Source organism: Phenylobacterium sp. (genome assembly GCF_046291545.1).
GTDB lineage: Bacteria > Pseudomonadota > Alphaproteobacteria > Caulobacterales > Caulobacteraceae > Phenylobacterium.
Map to the genome: position 1 here is coordinate 55,922 of NZ_JBKBSM010000007.1, position 15,838 is coordinate 71,759.

A 15,838-nucleotide genomic window follows, 5' to 3' on the forward strand; every position below is an offset into this window, starting at 1 on the left:
TGTGGATCAACGCCGCCGCCATCTCCGCCTCCTCGGCGGCGCGGAGCGGGGCGCTCACGGCTGACCCCAGTGTTCGGGCGGCAGAAGGTCGTTGAGGCTGGGGTCGGCCCGGCGGGCCCAGGCCCCCGGCGCCCAGCCGCCGCCGTCCGCCTCCCAGTCGGCGGCGCAGAGCACGACGCGGTTGGTCGGCGTCTCCTGGATCGCCACCCGCTCGGCCGTGAACACACCGCCGTCGGCCGCCAGGAACGCCTGCAGCTTCAGCAGGAAGGCCACGGCCAGGGCCTCGGTGGTCGGATCGCCCTCGAACACCATCAGCCGCTTCACGAGGTCCGGCTCATGCTCGCGGAAATGGCCGATCAGCGGATCGGCCGCGTTCACCTGGAAGGCGTGGTCGACCTGGCCGTCGATCCAGCGGTGCCAGCGGCCCTTGGCCAGTTCGAAGGAGGCCGCCATGTTGGAGCCGCCCAGATCCAGCGGCCGCGCGGGCTTCAGCCGCACGGTCACGACCTCGTCGTGGCCATGGGGCGTGCGGCACTTGGACGTGGGATCGCCAAGCAGGCGGTGCGCCATCGAATAGCGCCGCGAGAACTCCAGACGAACGACCATGTCGGGCTCAGGCGCCGGAGGGCGAATCGGGGGCGGCGGACAAGAAATCGGCTCCTACGCACGCCGGGCCAGGTGCTGACCGGCGTCGACGGCGATCATCTGGCCCGTCACCGACGTAGCGTCAATGAGGTAGCGGAGCGCATGCCCGATCTCGGCGGGATCGACGCTGCGCTGCAACAGGGTCGAGGCGACCTCGCGCTCGAAATCGTCACCCTGCTGGTGGATCGAGGGCAGGGTCGGGCCCGGCCCGATGGCGTTGACCCGGACCCGCGGCGCCAGGGCCTGGGCCATCATCTGCGTCGCCGCCCACAGCGCCGCCTTGCTCACCGAATAGCTGAAGAACTCCGGCGTCGGCCGCCAGACCCGCTGGTCCAGGATGTTGACGATCAGCCCGGTGCGCCCGGCCGGCACCCGCCGGGCGAAGGCCTGGGCCAGGATCAGGGGCGCGCGCAGGTTGGTTTCCAGGTGCGCGTCCCAGGACGCCCGGTTCATGGTGGCGAAGGCGTCGTCCTCGAACACCGACGCCGAATTGACCAGCAGGGTGACGGGGCCAAGCTCGGTCTCGGCGTTGCTGACGAGCGGGGCGGTGGCCGCCTCCTGGCGCAGGTCGCAGGCCAGAAGCGTGGCCTTGCGTCCGCGCGCGCGGACTTCCGCCGCGGCGGTCTCGGCGTCGTCGTCGATCATGCGGCAGTGGATGGCGACGTCGAAGCCTGCGTCGGCGCAGGCCAGCACCATGGCGCGGCCCAGGCGTCGCGCGCCGCCGGTGATCAGGGCCGCGCCCCGCTCCCGGTCAGGCAACGGAGCCGCACCCTGCCGGCGGCGGGGCCCGCCGCATGGACTCAGTCGAGCCGGCCAAACTCATAGAGGTTCAGCGCGCCCATCACGACGAGGAAGGCGAGGACGATGAGGATCGCGTTCACGAGCGGCTCCCTGAAGGTTTCGCCTGGGCTTTAGCGAGGGTTTCCGCTCGCGGCAAGCTTGTCGAAAGGCCGCCCGGCGGGCCAAGGTTCCCGCCAGACGCCCCAAGGCGCACGCGAAGGAGGACGCCCATGCCGCTCGCCGCCATCCCAACGGCCGAGATCCAGAAGATCGCCGTCGGCGTCGACCGGCCCGAGGACGTCGTCGTCGGTCCAGACGGTCGAGTGTTCGCCGCCGACCACCAGTGCGCCGTCGCCGAGATCTTTCCGGACGGCTCGTTCAAGCGTCTGGGCCCCCAGCGGGGCGCGCCGAACGGGATCAACATGGACCGGCAGGGCCGCATCGTCATCGCCAACTTCGGCATCTACGACCGCCAGGAAGGACCGCTCGAGCGTTTCGATCCGGCCACCGGCGCCCGCGAGGTGTTGCTGGACGAGGTGGGCGGGCGGCGGCTCACCTCGGCGAACTATCCGGTGATCGACCGCAGCGGCGCCATCTGGTGCGCCAACTCCACCCATGCAGAGACCTGGCCGCAGGCGCTGGACGGCCGCGCCGACGGCTTCATCTTCGTGCTGCGGCCCGACGGGTCGGCGCAGATCGTCGCCGAGGGGCTGAAGTTCCCGAACGGCATGGCGATGTCGGCGGACGAGCGCTTCCTCTACTGCGCCCAGACGAGCGGCGCGGACGTGCTGCGCTTCCCGATGCTGGAGGGCTGGCGCCTGGGCCCCGGCGAACGCTACGGGCCGGTGCTGGGCAAGCTGCAGAACCCCGCCGAGCCGGGGGTGGACCACAACGAGCTCGGCTACACCGACGGGGTCGGCCTCGACGCCGAGGGCAACCTGTGGGTCTGCCTGCCGGCGGCGAACAAGGTGGTGGCGATCACCCCCTCCGGCGCGGTGACGACGGTGATCCACGATCCGTCGGGGGAGACGGTCAACCATCCGACCAACGTCACCTGGGGCGGTCCGGACCTGAAGGACCTCTACATCGGCTCGATCCGGGCGAATTATGTCCTGAAGGCCCGCAGCCCGGTTGCGGGACAGCCCCACGTGCATCAACTGTAGCGCGGGCAGGGGCTTCCCCCCCTGAACGCTGATAACTAAAATGCTTGTTTGAAGCCGGGCGGGACCTCGCGCCGGTGATCCGAACGAACGAAACGAACCGAAACGGTCCAGGAGGACGTCATGCGCGAGTACCTCAAATTCTACATCGACGGCCAATGGGTCGATCCGGTCGAGCTGAAGACGCTGGACGTCATCAACCCGGCCACCGAAGAGGTCTGCGGCAAGATCGCCCTCGGTTCCGCCGCCGACGTCGACAAGGCGGTCAAGGCCGCCCGCAAGGCGTTCAAGACCTGGTCGCTGGCCTCGCGTGAAGAGCGCCTGGACACGCTCAACCGCATCCTGGCCGAATACCAGAAGCGCTTCGGCGACCTCGCCACCGCCGTGACCGAGGAAATGGGCGCCCCGGCCTCGCTCGCCCAGCGGGCCCAGGTGCCGATCGGCATGGGCCATCTCGGCACCGCCATCAACGTGCTGAAGGACTTCGAGTTCGAGGAGCTGCGCGGCTCCACGATGATCCGCAAGGAGCCGATCGGCGTCTGCAGCTTCATCACCCCCTGGAACTGGCCGCTGAACCAGATCGTCTGCAAGGTGGCCCCGGCCATCGCGACGGGCTGCACCATGGTGCTGAAGCCTTCTGAAGTGGCGCCGTTCTCCGGTCAGATTTTCGCCGAGATCATGCATGCGGCCGGCGTGCCGGCGGGCGTGTTCAACCTGGTCCACGGCGACGGCCTGGGCGTGGGCGTGCCGCTCTCCAGCCACCCGGACGTGGACATGGTGTCCTTCACCGGCTCGACCCGGGCCGGCATCGAGGTGGCCAAGAACGCCGCCCCGACCGTCAAGCGCGTCTCCCAGGAACTGGGCGGCAAGAGCCCGAACATCGTCCTGGACGACTCCGTGTTCGCCAAGAGCGTCGCCCGCGGCGTCGCCACGGTGATGAACAATTCCGGCCAGTCCTGCAACGCGCCGACCCGCATGCTCGTGCCGTCCAAGCGCATGGACGAGGCGATCGCCGTGGCCAAGGAAGCCGCCGCCCAGGTCACGGTCGGCGACCCGAACGGCAACAGCCAGCTCGGCCCGGTGGTCTCCGAGGCGCAGTTCAACAAGATCCAGGGCCTGATCCAGAAGGGCATCGACGAGGGCGCCACCCTGGTCGCCGGCGGCGTCGGCCGCCCCGAAGGCCTCGACAAGGGCTACTATGTGAAGCCCACGGTGTTCGCCAACGTCACCAACGACATGACGATCGCCCGCGAGGAGATCTTCGGCCCGGTGCTGTCGATCCTCGGCTACGACAACCTCGACCAGGCCGTCGAGATCGGCAACGACACCGAGTACGGCCTCGCGGCCTATGTGAACGGGGCCGACATCGAGGAAGCCCGCCGCCTGGCGGCCAAGCTTCGCGCCGGTCAGGTGATCATCAACGGCGCCAGCGACATGATGGCGCCGTTCGGCGGCTACAAGATGAGCGGCAACGGGCGCGAGTGGGGCGACTTCGCCTTCCACGACTTCCTGGAGATCAAGGCGGTCATCGGCTACGCGCCGAAGGAAGCCGCGGAGTAAGACGCTTACCTGCGTCCTGGGCGGGAAGGCCGAAGCGCCTCCCGCCCGGTCCGTACGGGCCGAAGCCCCAACGAGGGCGCAACCGAGGTGGGAGGAAGCGGCCATGGCCGCAGCGATCGAGTGCTTGGCCGACCTGGTCCGCAGGCATGGCGCCGAGAGGCCGAACGCCGAGGCGATGTGGTTCGAGGGCCGCTCGACCAGCTACGCCGAGCTGGACCGCCTGTCCTCCCAGTGCGCCAACGCCCTGATCGCCGCCGGCGTGCAGCCGGGCGAGCGCGTAGGCGTCCTGGCCAAGGGCTCGGACGACTTCTTCGTCCTCTGGTTCGGATGCCTGAAGGCCCGGGCCTGCCTCACCCCGGTGAACTGGCGCCTGGCGCCCCCCGAGATCGCCTTCATCGTCAAGGACGCCGGCTGCAGACTCCTGGTCTGCGGCGCGGACTACGCCGCGGTGGTTGAGGGGCTGGGCGAGGCCTGCCCCGACCTGAAGACCGTGGTGCAGTTCGAATTCGGCCACGCCGCCTGGCCGGCCTTCCGCGACTGGATCGCCGCGGCCCCCGACGGGGACCCCCGGCTGGCGAGCCGTCCCGACGACGACGCGATCCAGCTCTACACCTCCGGCACCACCGGCCTGCCCAAGGGCGTGCAGCTGACCGAGGCCAACTACATGGCGGTCTTCGCCTCGGCCGGCGAGGCCTGGGGCCGGTTCGAGCCGGGCGAGGTGGTGCTGGTGGCGATGCCGCTGTTCCACGTGGCCGGCGCCAACATGGGCATGCTGAGCTTCCTGCACGGAGCCAAGGCGGTGATCCTGCGCGAGGTCGATCCCGCCGCGATCCTGCGCCTGATCGGCGAGCACGGGATCAAGCACGCCTTCCTGGTGCCGGCGCTGATCAACATGCTTCTGCAGCACCCCGACCTTGCGGCCTCGGACCTGACCACCCTGGAGAAGGTCTATTACGGGGCCTCCCCGATCGCCGAGGACGTGCTGCTGCGCGCCCAGAAGGCGTTCGGCGCCGGCTTCACCCAGCTTTACGGCCTCACCGAGACAATCGGTGGCGGCGCCTTCCTGTCCCCCGAGGCGCATGACCCGGCGCTGGGCAAGCTGCGCTCCTGCGGCGTCGCCGCGCCGGGCTACGAGCTGCGGGTGCGGATCGGCGAGCGGGATGCGGGGCCGCACGAAGTGGGCGAAATCCAGATCCGGTCGGCGGGGGTGATGAAGGGCTACTGGAACCGCCCCGACGCCACGGCCGAGGCGATCGACGCCGAGGGCTGGTTCAAGACCGGCGACGCCGGCTTCTTCGACGCCGACGGCTACCTGCACATCCACGACCGAGTGAAGGACATGATCGTGTCCGGCGGCGAGAACGTCTATCCGGCCGAGGTCGAGAACGCCCTGTTCTCCCATCCCGCCGTCGCCGACGCGGCGGTGATCGGCGTGCCCGACGAACGCTGGGGCGAGGCGGTCAAGGCGATGGTGGTCCTGCGGCCGGGCGCCGAGGCCAGCGCCGAGGAGATCATCGCCCACTGCCGCACCCAGATCGCCGGCTACAAGACGCCCAAGACGGTCGACTTCGTCGACGCCCTGCCCCGCAACCCCTCCGGCAAGGTGCTGCGGCGCGAGCTCCGCGCCCCCTTCTGGCAGGGCCGCGGGCGGCAGGTGGCCTGATCCCCGAACTCTTTTCCCACAGACGGATGCACAGATGGACCCGCACCTGAAGGCGATGCTCGACGACCTGGCGGCTCAGGCCGCGGGCCAGGAGATGCCGCTCCTCGACATGATCCCGCCGGCCATGGTGCGGGCCAACTACCAGGCCCAGCGGGTGGCCACCAACCAGGGCGCGCCCAAGACGGTGGCGACCCGGGACATCACCATCGAGGGCCCCGCCGGCCCGATCCCGGCCCGGCTCTACACGCCCCAGGGCGCGGCGGCCGTCACCCCCGGGCTCGTCTACTATCACGGCGGCGGCTTCGTGATCGGCGACCTGGAGACCCACGACGGACATTGCCGGCGCCTGGCCGACTTCGCCGGCGTCCGCGTCCTGGCCGTGGACTACCGTCTGGCGCCCGAGCACCCGTTCCCGGCCGGCCACGACGACGCCCTGGCCGCGGTCAAGTGGGCCTTCGACCACGCCGCCGAGATCGGCTTCGACCCGGCGAAGATCGCCGTCGGCGGCTGCTCGGCCGGGGGCAACCTGGCCGCCTCGGTGGCCATCGACCTGAAGGACGACCCCAAGCGGCGCATCGCCTTCCAGCTCCTGCTCTATCCCGGCATCTGGCCGGAGGAAGAGACCCAGTCGCGCAAGGAGCTGGACGGTCCGCTCCTGACCAAGGAGGTGCTGGCCTGGTTCGAGAAGCATCTGGCCGCTGACGGCCATCCGCAGGTCGCCCGCGTCGCCCTGGGCCGCGTGAAGGACCTCGGCGGCCTGCCGCCGGCGCTGATCGTCACCGCCGGCTACGATCCGCTCAAGGACGAGGGCCGCGACTACGCCGAGCGGCTGAACGCGGCCGGCGTCGCCGCCGCCCACGTGGAGTACCCGGATATGGTCCACGATTTCTACATCCTGGGCGATGTGTCCCCCGCCGTCGTCGAGGCGGCCAAGGAGACGGCGGCGACCCTGAAGACCGCCCTGGCCTGAGGCCGAGGCCGGCGCAGGCGCGTTCGCCGATCAGGCGTCCGCGCTTGCCCCGCCGGTCCGGCGGGCCCATGTGAAGCGATGCCCGTTTCCGCAGCCTATCGCCCCGATCCGCAGTTTCCTGCGCTCGGGCCGGAGTTCGCCGACCCGGTCGCCGCGGCCGATTTTCCGCTGACCATCCTGCGCTACCGCAACGATCGCGCGGCGCGCACCGTGGGTCTGGACACCCTCACCGACGCCGAATGGATCGCCCACTTCGGCCGCTTCCAGCCCCTGCCGGAGAACATCGATCCGCCGCTGGCCCTGCGCTACCACGGCCATCAGTTCCGCGTGTACAACCCCGAGCTTGGCGACGGGCGGGGCTTTCTGTTCGCCCAGATGCGCGAGGCCGGGAGCGGCCGGCTGCTCGACCTCGGCACCAAGGGCTCGGGCCAGACGCCCTGGTCGCGCCAGGGGGACGGGCGGCTCACCCTGAAGGGCGGGGTGCGCGAGGTGCTCGCCACCGCCATGCTTGAGGCCCTCGGCGTCCCGACCTCGAAGTCCTTCTCGCTGGTGGAGACCGGCGAGGCGCTGTGGCGCAGCGACGAGCCGAGCCCGACGCGGGCCGCGGTGCTGACCCGCCTGTCCCACAGCCATGTCCGCTTCGGCTCGTTCCAGCGCCACGCCTATTTCGAGGCGGCCGACCGGATCGGCGCGCTGACCGACTACTGCATCGCCCAGTTCTATCCGCAGCTTTCCGACGCGCCGGACCGGGCCGCGGCGCTGCTGCAGGCGGCGACGGAGCGGATGGCGCACCTGGCCGGCCGCTGGATGGCCGCCGGCTTCGTCCACGGCGTGCTTAACACCGACAACATGAACATCACCGGCGAGAGCTTCGACTACGGGCCCTACCGGTTCCTGCCGCGCAACGACCCCAACTTCACGGCGGCCTATTTCGACCAGACCGGCCTCTACAGCTTCGGCCGCCAGGCCGAGGCGGTGTTCTGGAACCTGCAGCAGCTCGGCGGCGCGTTCACCCTGGTGACCGAGCGCGAGCCGCTGGTGACCGTGCTGAACGGGTTCCCCCCCGCCTATCGGGGGGCGCTGACCAGCGCCATGTTGAACCGGCTGGGCGTGAAGGTCCGCGGCGACGAGCGCGATCCGGACCTGGTGAACGCCGCCTTCCGCGCCCTGGCGTCCGGGGGCGAGCGCCTGCGCTGGGAGCCGTTCTTCTTCGACTGGTTCTGCGCCAACGAGGCCCGGGCGATGGCGGGGCCGAGGGCCGACCTCTACGGCCAGGAGGCCTTCGCCGACTTCCGCCGCCTGCTTGCCCAGGCCGAGCCGGAGCGGCCCGAGCGGCTGCAGGCCGACTATTTCGCCCGTCCGGAGCCGGAGGAACTGCTCTACGACGAGATCGAGGCGATCTGGGCGCCGATCGACGAGCGCGACGACTGGTCGGCGTTCGAGGCCAAACTGGACGCCATCGAGACCGCCCGCCAGGCCTGGGACCTGCGCGACTGAGGCCTGCTCAGGCCCGCCGCCCGCGCGACGCCCACTGGGCCAGGACGACGCCGCTGAGCGCCACGGCGCCGCCCAGCGCCTGCCAGGGCCCCAGCGCCTCGTTGAACAGCATCCAGCCGAGGATCGCCGCCACCACGGGCTGCACCAGCACCACCACCGAGGCGGTGGAGGTGGGCAGCCGCCCCAGCGCCCAGGCGATCGCCCCCTGGCCGGCCACGTGCACGACGCCCAGGCCGACGCACGCCAGCCAGCCGCCGAGGCTGGCCGGCGTCAACCGCTCGCCCAGCAGCAGCGCGGCGGCCAGCAGCATCACCATGGAGGCCAGGGTGGACCAGAACATCACCCGCATGGCCCCTTCGACCTGCCGGGCGCGGCCGATCGCCAGCATGTAGAGCGCATACCAGACCGCGGTGGCCGCCGAGAGCAGGTCGCCCACCAGCGGCGCCTTGCCGGGCGCGTCGCCCTTGGCCGCGGCCATGATCCAGGCCCCGGAGACGGCGACGGCCACCGCCACCAGGAACAGCCGCTCTGGCCGCTGCTTGAAGACCAGCCAGGCGATGCCGGTGACGATCAGCGGCGTCAGGTTGGCCAGCACCGTGGCGTTGGCCACCGAGGTGAATGTGATCCCATAGTGCCAGAACGCTAGGTCCAGCGAGAACATGGCCCCGGCGATCAGAACCGGGCGGCTCGGCGCGGCGAAGGCGTTCGGCGCGGCCCGTGCACTCATCACCGCCAGGATCGGCAGGGCGAAGACCATGCGCCAGAAGCCGGTGGCCGCCGGGCCGGCGTCGGCCAGCCGCACCAGGATCGGCACCGTCCCGATGACGCAGGCGCCGCCGACCAGGGCGGCCAGGCCGGCCCATCGCGCCTGCTGCGGCGTTTCGGCGATCTCAGTCAAAGCCCAGCTCCCTCCGAAGCGCCCGAGGCTGGACGCCCCGCGCCCGAAGCTCCCGCAGGGTCTCGGCCCGGTCGCGCTTGGCGAAGCGCTTGCCGTCGGGCCCGGTCAGCAGCCGGTGATGGCGATAGACCGGCTCGGGCAGATCGAGCAAGGCCTGCAGCAGCCGCTGGACGTGCGCGGCCTCGAAGAGGTCGCAGCCGCGGATCACGTGGGTGACGCCCTGCAGGGCGTCGTCGACGGTGACGGCCAGGTGGTAGGCGACGCCGACGTCCTTGCGCGCCAGCACCACGTCGCCGCCCAGTTCCGGACGCGCCGGGATGAGCCCGTGCTCGCCGTCGGGTCCGGCGCCCTCCTCCACGAAGCTCAGGCCGCCGAAGCCGCCCAGCCGCGCGCGGGCGGCGGAGAGCGACAGGCGCCAGGCGAACGGGGCGCCGGCCGCCAGGCGCTCGGCCTCCTCGTCCGGCGGCAGCGGGGCGCCGGCGAAGGCCTCCATCGCCCCGTGGGGCGCGCTGGCGATCGCCTCGGCCACCTCCCTGCGGGTGCGAAAGCAGCGATAGACCAGACCCTCGGCCTGCAGCCGGTCGAGCGCGGCCATGTAGTCGTCCATGTGCTCGGACTGGCGGCGCACCGGCGTCTCCCAGTCCAGGCCGAGCCAGGCGAGGTCCTCGAAGATCGCCGCCTCGAACTCGGGCCGGCGGCGGGTGGCGTCGATGTCCTCGATCCGCAGCAGGAAGCGCCCGTCCGCCGCGCGCGCGGCCGCGTGGGCGGTCAGCGCCGAAAAGGCGTGCCCCCGGTGCAGAAAGCCGGTGGGGGAGGGGGCGAAGCGGGTGGTGAAGCGGGCGGCCACGCCCTGCGGTCTAGTCGCCCAGGCCGCGGGCGAACAGGCCCATGTGCTCGAAGACGCCGCGCAGGAAGGCTTCCTCTCCGCCCAGGGCGGTCTTCAGGCGCTCGAACTGCTTGAAGCCGGCCATCTCGGCCAGGCCGTGCGCCGCGCACCAGGCCGCGACCGTCGCCAGTTCGATGCCGACCTCGTCGGAAGGATCGGCCCCCGCCGCGATCAGGGTGTCGCGGACCCGGCAATAGGCGCTGTCGTTGTCGGCGTGCAGGTGCTCGGGCAGGTCTTCCTTGTCGCGCGAGCAGTCGTACATCACCCGGTAGAGGGCGGGGTTGTCGCGGGCGAAGCAGACATAGGCCACGCCCAGGGCGGCCATCACCTCGCGCATGGAGTTCGCGCCGTCCCGGGCCGCCGCCAGCGCGGCGTCGAGCATCTCCCAGCCCTCGTGGGCCACGGCGTCGAGCAGTTCGGCCTTGTCCTTGAAGTGATGGTAGGGCGCCGCCGGGCTGACCCCCGCCTCGCGGGCCACGGCCCGCAGCGAAAGGGCCGACGGGCCTTCGGACTCCAGCAGCCGGCGGGCGGCGTCGATCAGGGCGCGGCGGAGGTCGCCGTGATGATAGGGCCGGGATTCGGCGGCTGCAGTTTCTCTCATAGCGGTCACTCTAAATCTCAATCTGGGCGCCGTAAAGATATCTTGACGCCGTTCAGATCATTGCTATCTTAGCATCGTTCAAATGACAAAACCCCTGCTCCCCCTGGGGTTCCAACTAAAAGGTGTGTGTCATGTCTCTCGCTCGTCTCTCCTTCTTCGAACGGCTCTTCGACCGGGCCGCCGCTCCGGTGTTCCTCGCCCTCGGCGCGGCCCTGACGGCCAGCGTGCTGGCCCTCTGAGCCTGTCACAACGAACCCGCCAAGGGGCCCTTCGGGGTCCCTTTTTCTTTGGGCGGAACGCGGGCGAGCGCCCGGCTCCCGGAGCTATTCATTTCTGCATATCGATACAGTGTAAATCTATATCTATACAGTGCTTAGATGTGTGCTATCTGAACGGTGTCCAGATGGACCAGCCCGACGCCGAGGCGTCGATCAACCTTCAGGAGCCGACCATGTCCCGCATCCAAACCCCCCGCTTCGCCGGCCTCATCGACCGCATCAGCCCGGTCGTCCTGGTGTTCATCAGCCTGGCCGTCGCCGGCGCCACCGCCGTCGGCGCCTGAGCCCGTGCCGTCGGGCCGCCTCCAGGGCGCGACAATCGCGCCGGCGCGCGTCGGAGTCATGGAGATGTCGTGGAATCTCTCCTATGTTTCCGACGCGCCGAGGCTCGCAGCCCGCGATTCCCTCGTCCGCCATTCGCGAAGGGGGGGCTGTCTTCAGTCTCTTTGCGTATTCCATAGGGGCCGCGGGCCCCGACCAAGGGGTCGGCCATGCAGGTGCTTAGTCATCCGCCGTCCGGCTGGCCCGCCCTCGTGCTCAACGCCGACTACCGCCCGCTGAGCTACTATCCCCTGTCGCTGTGGCCGTGGCAGGAGGTGATCAAGGCGGTGTTCCTGGATCGCGTCGACGTCGTCTCGACCTACGACCAGGTGGTCCACTCGCCGTCCTTCCAGATGCGCCTGCCGAGCGTGGTTTCGCTCAAGCACTACGTGGCCCAGGACCGGCCGCCGGCTTTCACCCGCTTCAACCTGTTCCTGCGCGACAGCTTCGCCTGCCAGTACTGCTCGGCCGCCGAGGATCTGACCTTCGACCACGTGATCCCGCGCTCCCGCGGCGGGCGCACCACCTGGGAGAACATCGTCACCGCCTGCGCCCGCTGCAACCTGACCAAAGGCGGGCGCACCCCGCGCGAGGCCGGCATGCACCCGTTCGTCCAGCCCCGCCGCCCCTCGGCCCACGAGCTGCAGGACCGCGGCCGCCGCTTCCCGCCGAACCACCTGCACGAAAGCTGGCTCGACTACCTCTACTGGGACATCGAGCTGGAGGCGTAGGGGCGGCCGGGCCGCGACCGGCGCGGAATTTGCTGCGATAGAGGGACCGGCGCATCCGCCGGACGACGCAGGCTCCCCGACCTTTCGATGACCACCTTCCTGGACTACGCCGCGCGCGGCGCGAACGCCTGGTGGCGCTACGCCCTGGGACTTGCGCTGACCTTCGTCTTCGCCATCGGGCTGGGCGCGGTGGTCACCGCCGGGCTGATGGCGGCGCGGGCGCTGCCCGACGACATCGCCGAGCGCATGCTCGATCCCGGCCGGCCCATCGCCTTCTTCCTGGCCACCGGCGTGATGTTCGGCGTGGTCGCCGTCGCCCTGCTGGCGGCGGTGCGCCTCGCCCATGGCAAGCGCTTCGGCGACCTGGTCGGCGCCTGGTCGTGGCGGGCCTGGCTGCGCGGGGCGGGGATCTGGGCGGTGGTGCTCGTCCTCGCCGCGCTCCTCGACTTCGCCATCGCCCCGTCCGGCTTCTCGGTGTCGGCCGATGCGCGCACGCCGATGCTGGTCGCCGTCGCCCTGCCGGCGCTCATGGTGCAGACCTTCGCCGAGGAGCTTCTGTTCCGCGGCTACCTCACCCAGGGCCTGCTGCTGGCCACCCGCCGCCTGGCGCCGACCGCCCTCGTCAGCGGCCTGATCTTCGGCGCCGTCCACATCCCCAACGGCGCGCCCCACGCGGCCAGCGCTACGGTCTTCGGCGTCGTGCTGGCGGTGATCGCCATTCGCACCGGCGGCGTCGCCTTCACCAGCGGCCTGCACCTGGCCAACAACCTCTTCGCCGCGGTGGTGCTGGTCTCCAGCGGCGACACCTTCGCCAGCACGCCCGGACTGTTCACCCAGGCCACGCCGCATCTGATGTGGTGGGACGCGGCCGTGGGGGCGGTGGGGCTCGTGGTGGTGGCGGTCTTCTTCAGCGGGCCGCGGGCCTCGTCCGGACGCTGAGCCGACCGGGCGGCGTCAACCCTAAGCAACCCGTATCACGCCCGAGAATTCATGGTTAACGAGGTATGAATTCGATGGACGAAACCGGCCGCATGGGTCCTTATGTCCTGAATTGGCGAGGGGACGTCGATGCAGAGGCTCAAGCAGGTAGCACCCTTTCTCCTGATCGGACCGATCAGCGGGCCGCTGCTTGCCGGCGCGGTCATTAACTATCGCGAGGGCCGCCCCGTCCTGGGCTCGATGTATTCGATCGCCTTCGTGCAGTACCTGTTCCTGCTGCCGGCCCTGACCGCCAAGCTCGGCGTCAACCTGTTCTAGGCGCCGGCCTCAGCGGAAGGCGTAGAGCCCCGGCCGCGCCTCCGCCTCGCCGCCATCCACGATCTCGAGCCGCGCGCGCCGCGCCCCGCAGGTGCAGCGCAGCCGCGGTTCCAACCGCTCCAGCGGCGCGCCGGCCAGGCCCTGCGCCACCCACGGCGCCAGGTCGACTTCGGCCGCGGCGCCGCAGCCGGGGGTCTCGCACCGGGCCTGCAGCCGCCAGCCGGGTGGCAGGTCATGGGGCAGCACCGGTCCGTTGAAGGCCTTGGGAGCGGAGCCTGTGGTCAGTGATCGATGCAGCATGGTCGCGATCTCCGTTTCCCGAACAAAAGCAGAACATTGGCGCGGCCGCGACTCCGCCCCGGCTGTGGACCTGCCTATGCGCAACCCTGCGGCGGCGGTCCTGGTCGAGGCGAAAGGCGGAGCGCATCGGAATGCGCGGCCATGGTGCGGGGATTCTGGTTCGGCCCGAACAGGCTTCAGCGGCGCCGGCGCCGGGTCCTGACCCAGGTCGACACCTTGTCTTCGACGCTGGGCCAGACCAGCAGGCCCACGAAGAACAGAATGATGGCGTACCAGAACAGCAAGGGGCGTCTCGCGCTAGGAGGGGCGGTCCATGACCCTCATAACGCCCAGACATGTCAAGGCGATGAGCCCGCCGGGCGATTGTTGATCGCGCCTCAGGAGGTCGCGCGTTCCGGGGCGGCCCCGTCCGCGATCACCGCCTCTCCGAGCGGAAGCTTCAGCCGGCAATGCAGGCCCTCGGGCGCGAATTCGCTGTGCACCGATCCGCCGAAGCCGCGCAGCGCCCCGTCCTTGAGGCGGGTGCCGAAGCCGGCCCGGCCCGGGCGTCCGATCGGCGGGCCGCCCCGCTCCACCCAGTCGATCAGCAGCGCGTCCTCGGCGATGCGCCAGTCGATCGACACCGTGCCCCCGTCGCGGGACAGGGCGCCGTACTTGGCCGCGTTGGTCGACAGCTCGTGCAGCACCATCACCATGTTGATGGCCAGCTCCGGTTGCAGCCGCACGGCGAGCCGCGGCCCGGAGGTGCGCACCGCCTCGGTCCTGAACGGCTCCAGCGCCACCTCCAGCACCTCCGACAGGTCCGGCGTCTGCCAGGAGGTGCGGATCAGGAGCTCGTGTCCGCGGGCCAGGGACAGGAGCCGGTCCTGGAACGCCTCGCGGAACTGGCGCATGTCGTTGCGGCTGGCCCGCAGCGTGTGGCTGACGATGGCCTGGACGGTGGCCAGGTTGTTCTTCACCCGGTGGTTCAGCTCGGCCAGCATCAGGTCCTGGCGTTCGCGCGCGTTCACCTGATCGGTGATGTCCTGGGCGGTGCCCAGCAGGCGCACCGGCCGCCCGTCGGCGTCCAGGATCGCCCGCGCCGCGCCGCGCACCCAGCGCGTGCGGCCGTCGCGCGCGACCGTGCGATGCTCGACCACGTAGCTGCCGTCGTTCTCGCCGGCCACCGTCGCCTCATAGGCCGCCCGCACGGCCGGGAAGTCCTCCGGATGGATCCGGCTGGCGTAGGTGGCGAAGTCTATGGGATCGTCGGAGGCCACGCCGAACAGCTGGCGGGTCGGCTCGTCCCAGTCCACCCGATCGGCGCGGATGTCGTACTCCCAGATGCCCAGGCCCGTAGCCTCCAGCGCCAGGGCCAGGCGCGCGCTCTGCGCCTCGGCCAGTTCCTGGGCGCGGCGCTGATCGGTGATGTCCACGATCACGAAGGACAGGCGCGGGCGGTCGCCCGGGATCGGCGAATAGGAGCCGAGGTACCATCCGCGCCGTCCGGCGACGTTGCGCGCGGCGTATTCCACCATCGTCGGGCCGCCGGCGGCGTAGCTCTTGCGCAGGCTCGCCATGCGCGCGGCGATCACGTCCTCGGGAAAGCCGAGGTCGCGGCAGGTCAGGCCGACGAGGCCGCCCTCGGCGAGGCCGTGAAACGCTTCGGCCGTGCGGTTGGCCAGCACGTAGCGGTAGTCGTCGTCCAGCAACTCCACGACGCCGGCGATGACGTTGGCCGAATCCAGCATGGCGCGGAGCGGCGCTTCGCCGCCCGACCAGTCCAACGCGCCGTCCCCGAATTCGGCCATCCGCGTTCCGTCGCCTCGTCCCCTCGCCAGCTTTCCGCTCTTATCGCGCGTGCGCAACCGGGCGTTGCCTTGCGCCGCATTACATCATCACCGGCGAATGTCGCAGAAATTCCGTCGCGCCTTGGCCTGGAAGGCGACAGCGCCGGCCCTGGGCCTCTCAGGACAATTTGTCGCGCCCTTCCGCCCAGCGCCCGGCGAAGGCGTAGAGCGGCGCGAATGCATCCAGGAGTTCCCGGCCCAGGGGGGTGAGCTCGTACCCCGACCCCGCCTGCAACTGGACGAGCCCGGCCTCCCGCAGTTCCGACAGCCGCGCCTGCAGCACCGTGGGCGAGGCCTCGTCGCAGGCCGCCCGCAGGGCCCGGGAGGTGAGCGGCCGCTCGCGCAGCTCCCAGACGATCCGCAGGGTCCAGCGCCGGCCCAGCAGGTCGAGCAGGGCCATGATCTGCCGGCCGGTGGCCGATCCCCTCACGGGGCCTTGGATCTTCGGCACGCCGCCTCCTG

At 70.7% G+C, this 15,838-nt stretch carries 17 protein-coding genes; 9 read left to right on the top strand and 8 right to left on the bottom strand.

Annotated elements, in window-relative coordinates; all coding sequences use genetic code 11:
- Nucleotides 1–54 precede the first annotated feature (54 nt).
- On the bottom strand, nt 55–606 hold the full coding sequence (locus ACK4YQ_RS14825; protein ID WP_409612205.1) for a 6-pyruvoyl trahydropterin synthase family protein: 552 nt from the start codon (nt 604–606) through the stop codon (nt 55–57).
- 54 nt (nt 607–660) lie between these two features.
- On the bottom strand, nt 661–1,404 hold the full coding sequence (locus ACK4YQ_RS14830; RefSeq protein ID WP_409612207.1) for an SDR family oxidoreductase: 744 nt from the start codon (nt 1,402–1,404) through the stop codon (nt 661–663).
- Between the two features lie 251 nt (nt 1,405–1,655).
- On the opposite strand from ACK4YQ_RS14830, the gene ACK4YQ_RS14835 reads away from it, so the two are divergent.
- From ACK4YQ_RS14835 to ACK4YQ_RS14855, 5 genes are all read left to right on the top strand, one after another.
- Complete coding sequence (locus ACK4YQ_RS14835; protein ID WP_409612209.1) at nt 1,656–2,588, top strand: SMP-30/gluconolactonase/LRE family protein; 933 nt, start codon at nt 1,656–1,658, stop codon at nt 2,586–2,588.
- Nucleotides 2,589–2,708: 120 nt separating this feature from the next.
- On the top strand, nt 2,709–4,145 hold the full coding sequence (locus ACK4YQ_RS14840) for an aldehyde dehydrogenase family protein (protein WP_409612211.1): 1,437 nt from the start codon (nt 2,709–2,711) through the stop codon (nt 4,143–4,145).
- Nucleotides 4,146–4,248: 103 nt separating this feature from the next.
- Nucleotides 4,249–5,808, top strand: coding sequence for a long-chain-fatty-acid--CoA ligase (locus tag ACK4YQ_RS14845; RefSeq protein WP_409612213.1), 1,560 nt, complete (start codon nt 4,249–4,251; stop codon nt 5,806–5,808).
- A gap of 34 nt (nt 5,809–5,842) precedes the next feature.
- Nucleotides 5,843–6,778, top strand: a complete 936-nt coding sequence (locus tag ACK4YQ_RS14850) for an alpha/beta hydrolase (protein WP_409612215.1) — start codon at nt 5,843–5,845, stop codon at nt 6,776–6,778.
- A 78-nt stretch (nt 6,779–6,856) separates the two neighbouring features.
- The gene (locus tag ACK4YQ_RS14855) at nt 6,857–8,275 is read left to right on the top strand and encodes a protein adenylyltransferase SelO (protein WP_409612217.1); all 1,419 of its coding nucleotides are present in this window, start codon (nt 6,857–6,859) and stop codon (nt 8,273–8,275) included.
- Nucleotides 8,276–8,282: 7 nt separating this feature from the next.
- On the opposite strand, the gene ACK4YQ_RS14860 is transcribed toward ACK4YQ_RS14855, so the two are convergent.
- From ACK4YQ_RS14860 to ACK4YQ_RS14870, 3 genes are read right to left on the bottom strand one after another with little or no spacing between them, the layout of a single operon-like run.
- Nucleotides 8,283–9,173 (bottom strand): DMT family transporter, encoded by an 891-nt coding sequence (locus tag ACK4YQ_RS14860; protein WP_409612219.1) that lies wholly within the window; start codon nt 9,171–9,173, stop codon nt 8,283–8,285.
- Nucleotides 9,166–10,020, bottom strand: coding sequence for a tRNA glutamyl-Q(34) synthetase GluQRS (gluQRS, locus tag ACK4YQ_RS14865; RefSeq protein WP_409612221.1), 855 nt, complete (start codon nt 10,018–10,020; stop codon nt 9,166–9,168). Before gluQRS ends, ACK4YQ_RS14860 begins: the two co-directional genes overlap by 8 nt.
- Nucleotides 10,021–10,030: 10 nt before the next feature.
- Nucleotides 10,031–10,660 carry a TetR/AcrR family transcriptional regulator gene (locus tag ACK4YQ_RS14870; protein ID WP_409612223.1) on the bottom strand — a complete coding sequence of 210 codons (630 nt, stop codon included), beginning with the start codon at nt 10,658–10,660 and terminating at the stop codon, nt 10,031–10,033.
- Nucleotides 10,661–11,063: 403 nt separating this feature from the next.
- On the opposite strand from ACK4YQ_RS14870, the gene ACK4YQ_RS14875 reads away from it, so the two are divergent.
- From ACK4YQ_RS14875 to ACK4YQ_RS14890, 4 genes are all read left to right on the top strand, one after another.
- Nucleotides 11,064–11,222: a hypothetical protein gene (locus tag ACK4YQ_RS14875; protein WP_409612225.1), complete on the top strand. Its 159-nt coding sequence runs from the start codon at nt 11,064–11,066 to the stop codon at nt 11,220–11,222.
- 207 nt (nt 11,223–11,429) lie between these two features.
- Nucleotides 11,430–11,990, top strand: a complete 561-nt coding sequence (locus ACK4YQ_RS14880; RefSeq protein WP_409612226.1) for an HNH endonuclease — start codon at nt 11,430–11,432, stop codon at nt 11,988–11,990.
- Between the two features lie 87 nt (nt 11,991–12,077).
- A complete protein-coding gene (locus ACK4YQ_RS14885; RefSeq protein ID WP_409612228.1) occupies nt 12,078–12,929 on the top strand; it encodes a CPBP family intramembrane glutamic endopeptidase in 852 nt (283 codons plus the stop codon).
- 129 nt (nt 12,930–13,058) lie between these two features.
- Nucleotides 13,059–13,247, top strand: a complete 189-nt coding sequence (locus ACK4YQ_RS14890) for a hypothetical protein (protein WP_409612230.1) — start codon at nt 13,059–13,061, stop codon at nt 13,245–13,247.
- A 9-nt stretch (nt 13,248–13,256) separates the two neighbouring features.
- Here the strand turns inward: ACK4YQ_RS14890 and ACK4YQ_RS14895 are convergent, their stop codons facing one another.
- From ACK4YQ_RS14895 to ACK4YQ_RS14905, 3 genes are all read right to left on the bottom strand, one after another.
- The gene (locus ACK4YQ_RS14895) at nt 13,257–13,547 is read right to left on the bottom strand and encodes a hypothetical protein (RefSeq protein ID WP_409612231.1); all 291 of its coding nucleotides are present in this window, start codon (nt 13,545–13,547) and stop codon (nt 13,257–13,259) included.
- Between the two features lie 377 nt (nt 13,548–13,924).
- Nucleotides 13,925–15,337: a sensor histidine kinase gene (locus ACK4YQ_RS14900; protein ID WP_409612233.1), complete on the bottom strand. Its 1,413-nt coding sequence runs from the start codon at nt 15,335–15,337 to the stop codon at nt 13,925–13,927.
- A gap of 157 nt (nt 15,338–15,494) precedes the next feature.
- A complete protein-coding gene (locus ACK4YQ_RS14905; RefSeq protein ID WP_409612234.1) occupies nt 15,495–15,827 on the bottom strand; it encodes a winged helix-turn-helix transcriptional regulator in 333 nt (110 codons plus the stop codon).
- Nucleotides 15,828–15,838: the final 11 nt, after the last annotated feature.

Coding starts and splice junctions, on each gene's coding strand:
- ACK4YQ_RS14890 (WP_409612230.1), top strand. CDS start 13,059: ATGCAGAGGCTCAAGCAGGTAGCACCCTTTCTCCTGATCGGACCGATC.
- ACK4YQ_RS14880 (WP_409612226.1), top strand. CDS start 11,430: ATGCAGGTGCTTAGTCATCCGCCGTCCGGCTGGCCCGCCCTCGTGCTC.
- ACK4YQ_RS14900 (WP_409612233.1), bottom strand. CDS start 15,337: ATGGCCGAATTCGGGGACGGCGCGTTGGACTGGTCGGGCGGCGAAGCG.
- ACK4YQ_RS14895 (WP_409612231.1), bottom strand. CDS start 13,547: ATGCTGCATCGATCACTGACCACAGGCTCCGCTCCCAAGGCCTTCAAC.
- ACK4YQ_RS14870 (WP_409612223.1), bottom strand. CDS start 10,660: ATGAGAGAAACTGCAGCCGCCGAATCCCGGCCCTATCATCACGGCGAC.
- ACK4YQ_RS14855 (WP_409612217.1), top strand. CDS start 6,857: ATGCCCGTTTCCGCAGCCTATCGCCCCGATCCGCAGTTTCCTGCGCTC.
- ACK4YQ_RS14835 (WP_409612209.1), top strand. CDS start 1,656: ATGCCGCTCGCCGCCATCCCAACGGCCGAGATCCAGAAGATCGCCGTC.
- ACK4YQ_RS14840 (WP_409612211.1), top strand. CDS start 2,709: ATGCGCGAGTACCTCAAATTCTACATCGACGGCCAATGGGTCGATCCG.
- ACK4YQ_RS14845 (WP_409612213.1), top strand. CDS start 4,249: ATGGCCGCAGCGATCGAGTGCTTGGCCGACCTGGTCCGCAGGCATGGC.
- ACK4YQ_RS14875 (WP_409612225.1), top strand. CDS start 11,064: ATGGACCAGCCCGACGCCGAGGCGTCGATCAACCTTCAGGAGCCGACC.
- ACK4YQ_RS14885 (WP_409612228.1), top strand. CDS start 12,078: ATGACCACCTTCCTGGACTACGCCGCGCGCGGCGCGAACGCCTGGTGG.
- ACK4YQ_RS14850 (WP_409612215.1), top strand. CDS start 5,843: ATGGACCCGCACCTGAAGGCGATGCTCGACGACCTGGCGGCTCAGGCC.
- ACK4YQ_RS14825 (WP_409612205.1), bottom strand. CDS start 606: ATGGTCGTTCGTCTGGAGTTCTCGCGGCGCTATTCGATGGCGCACCGC.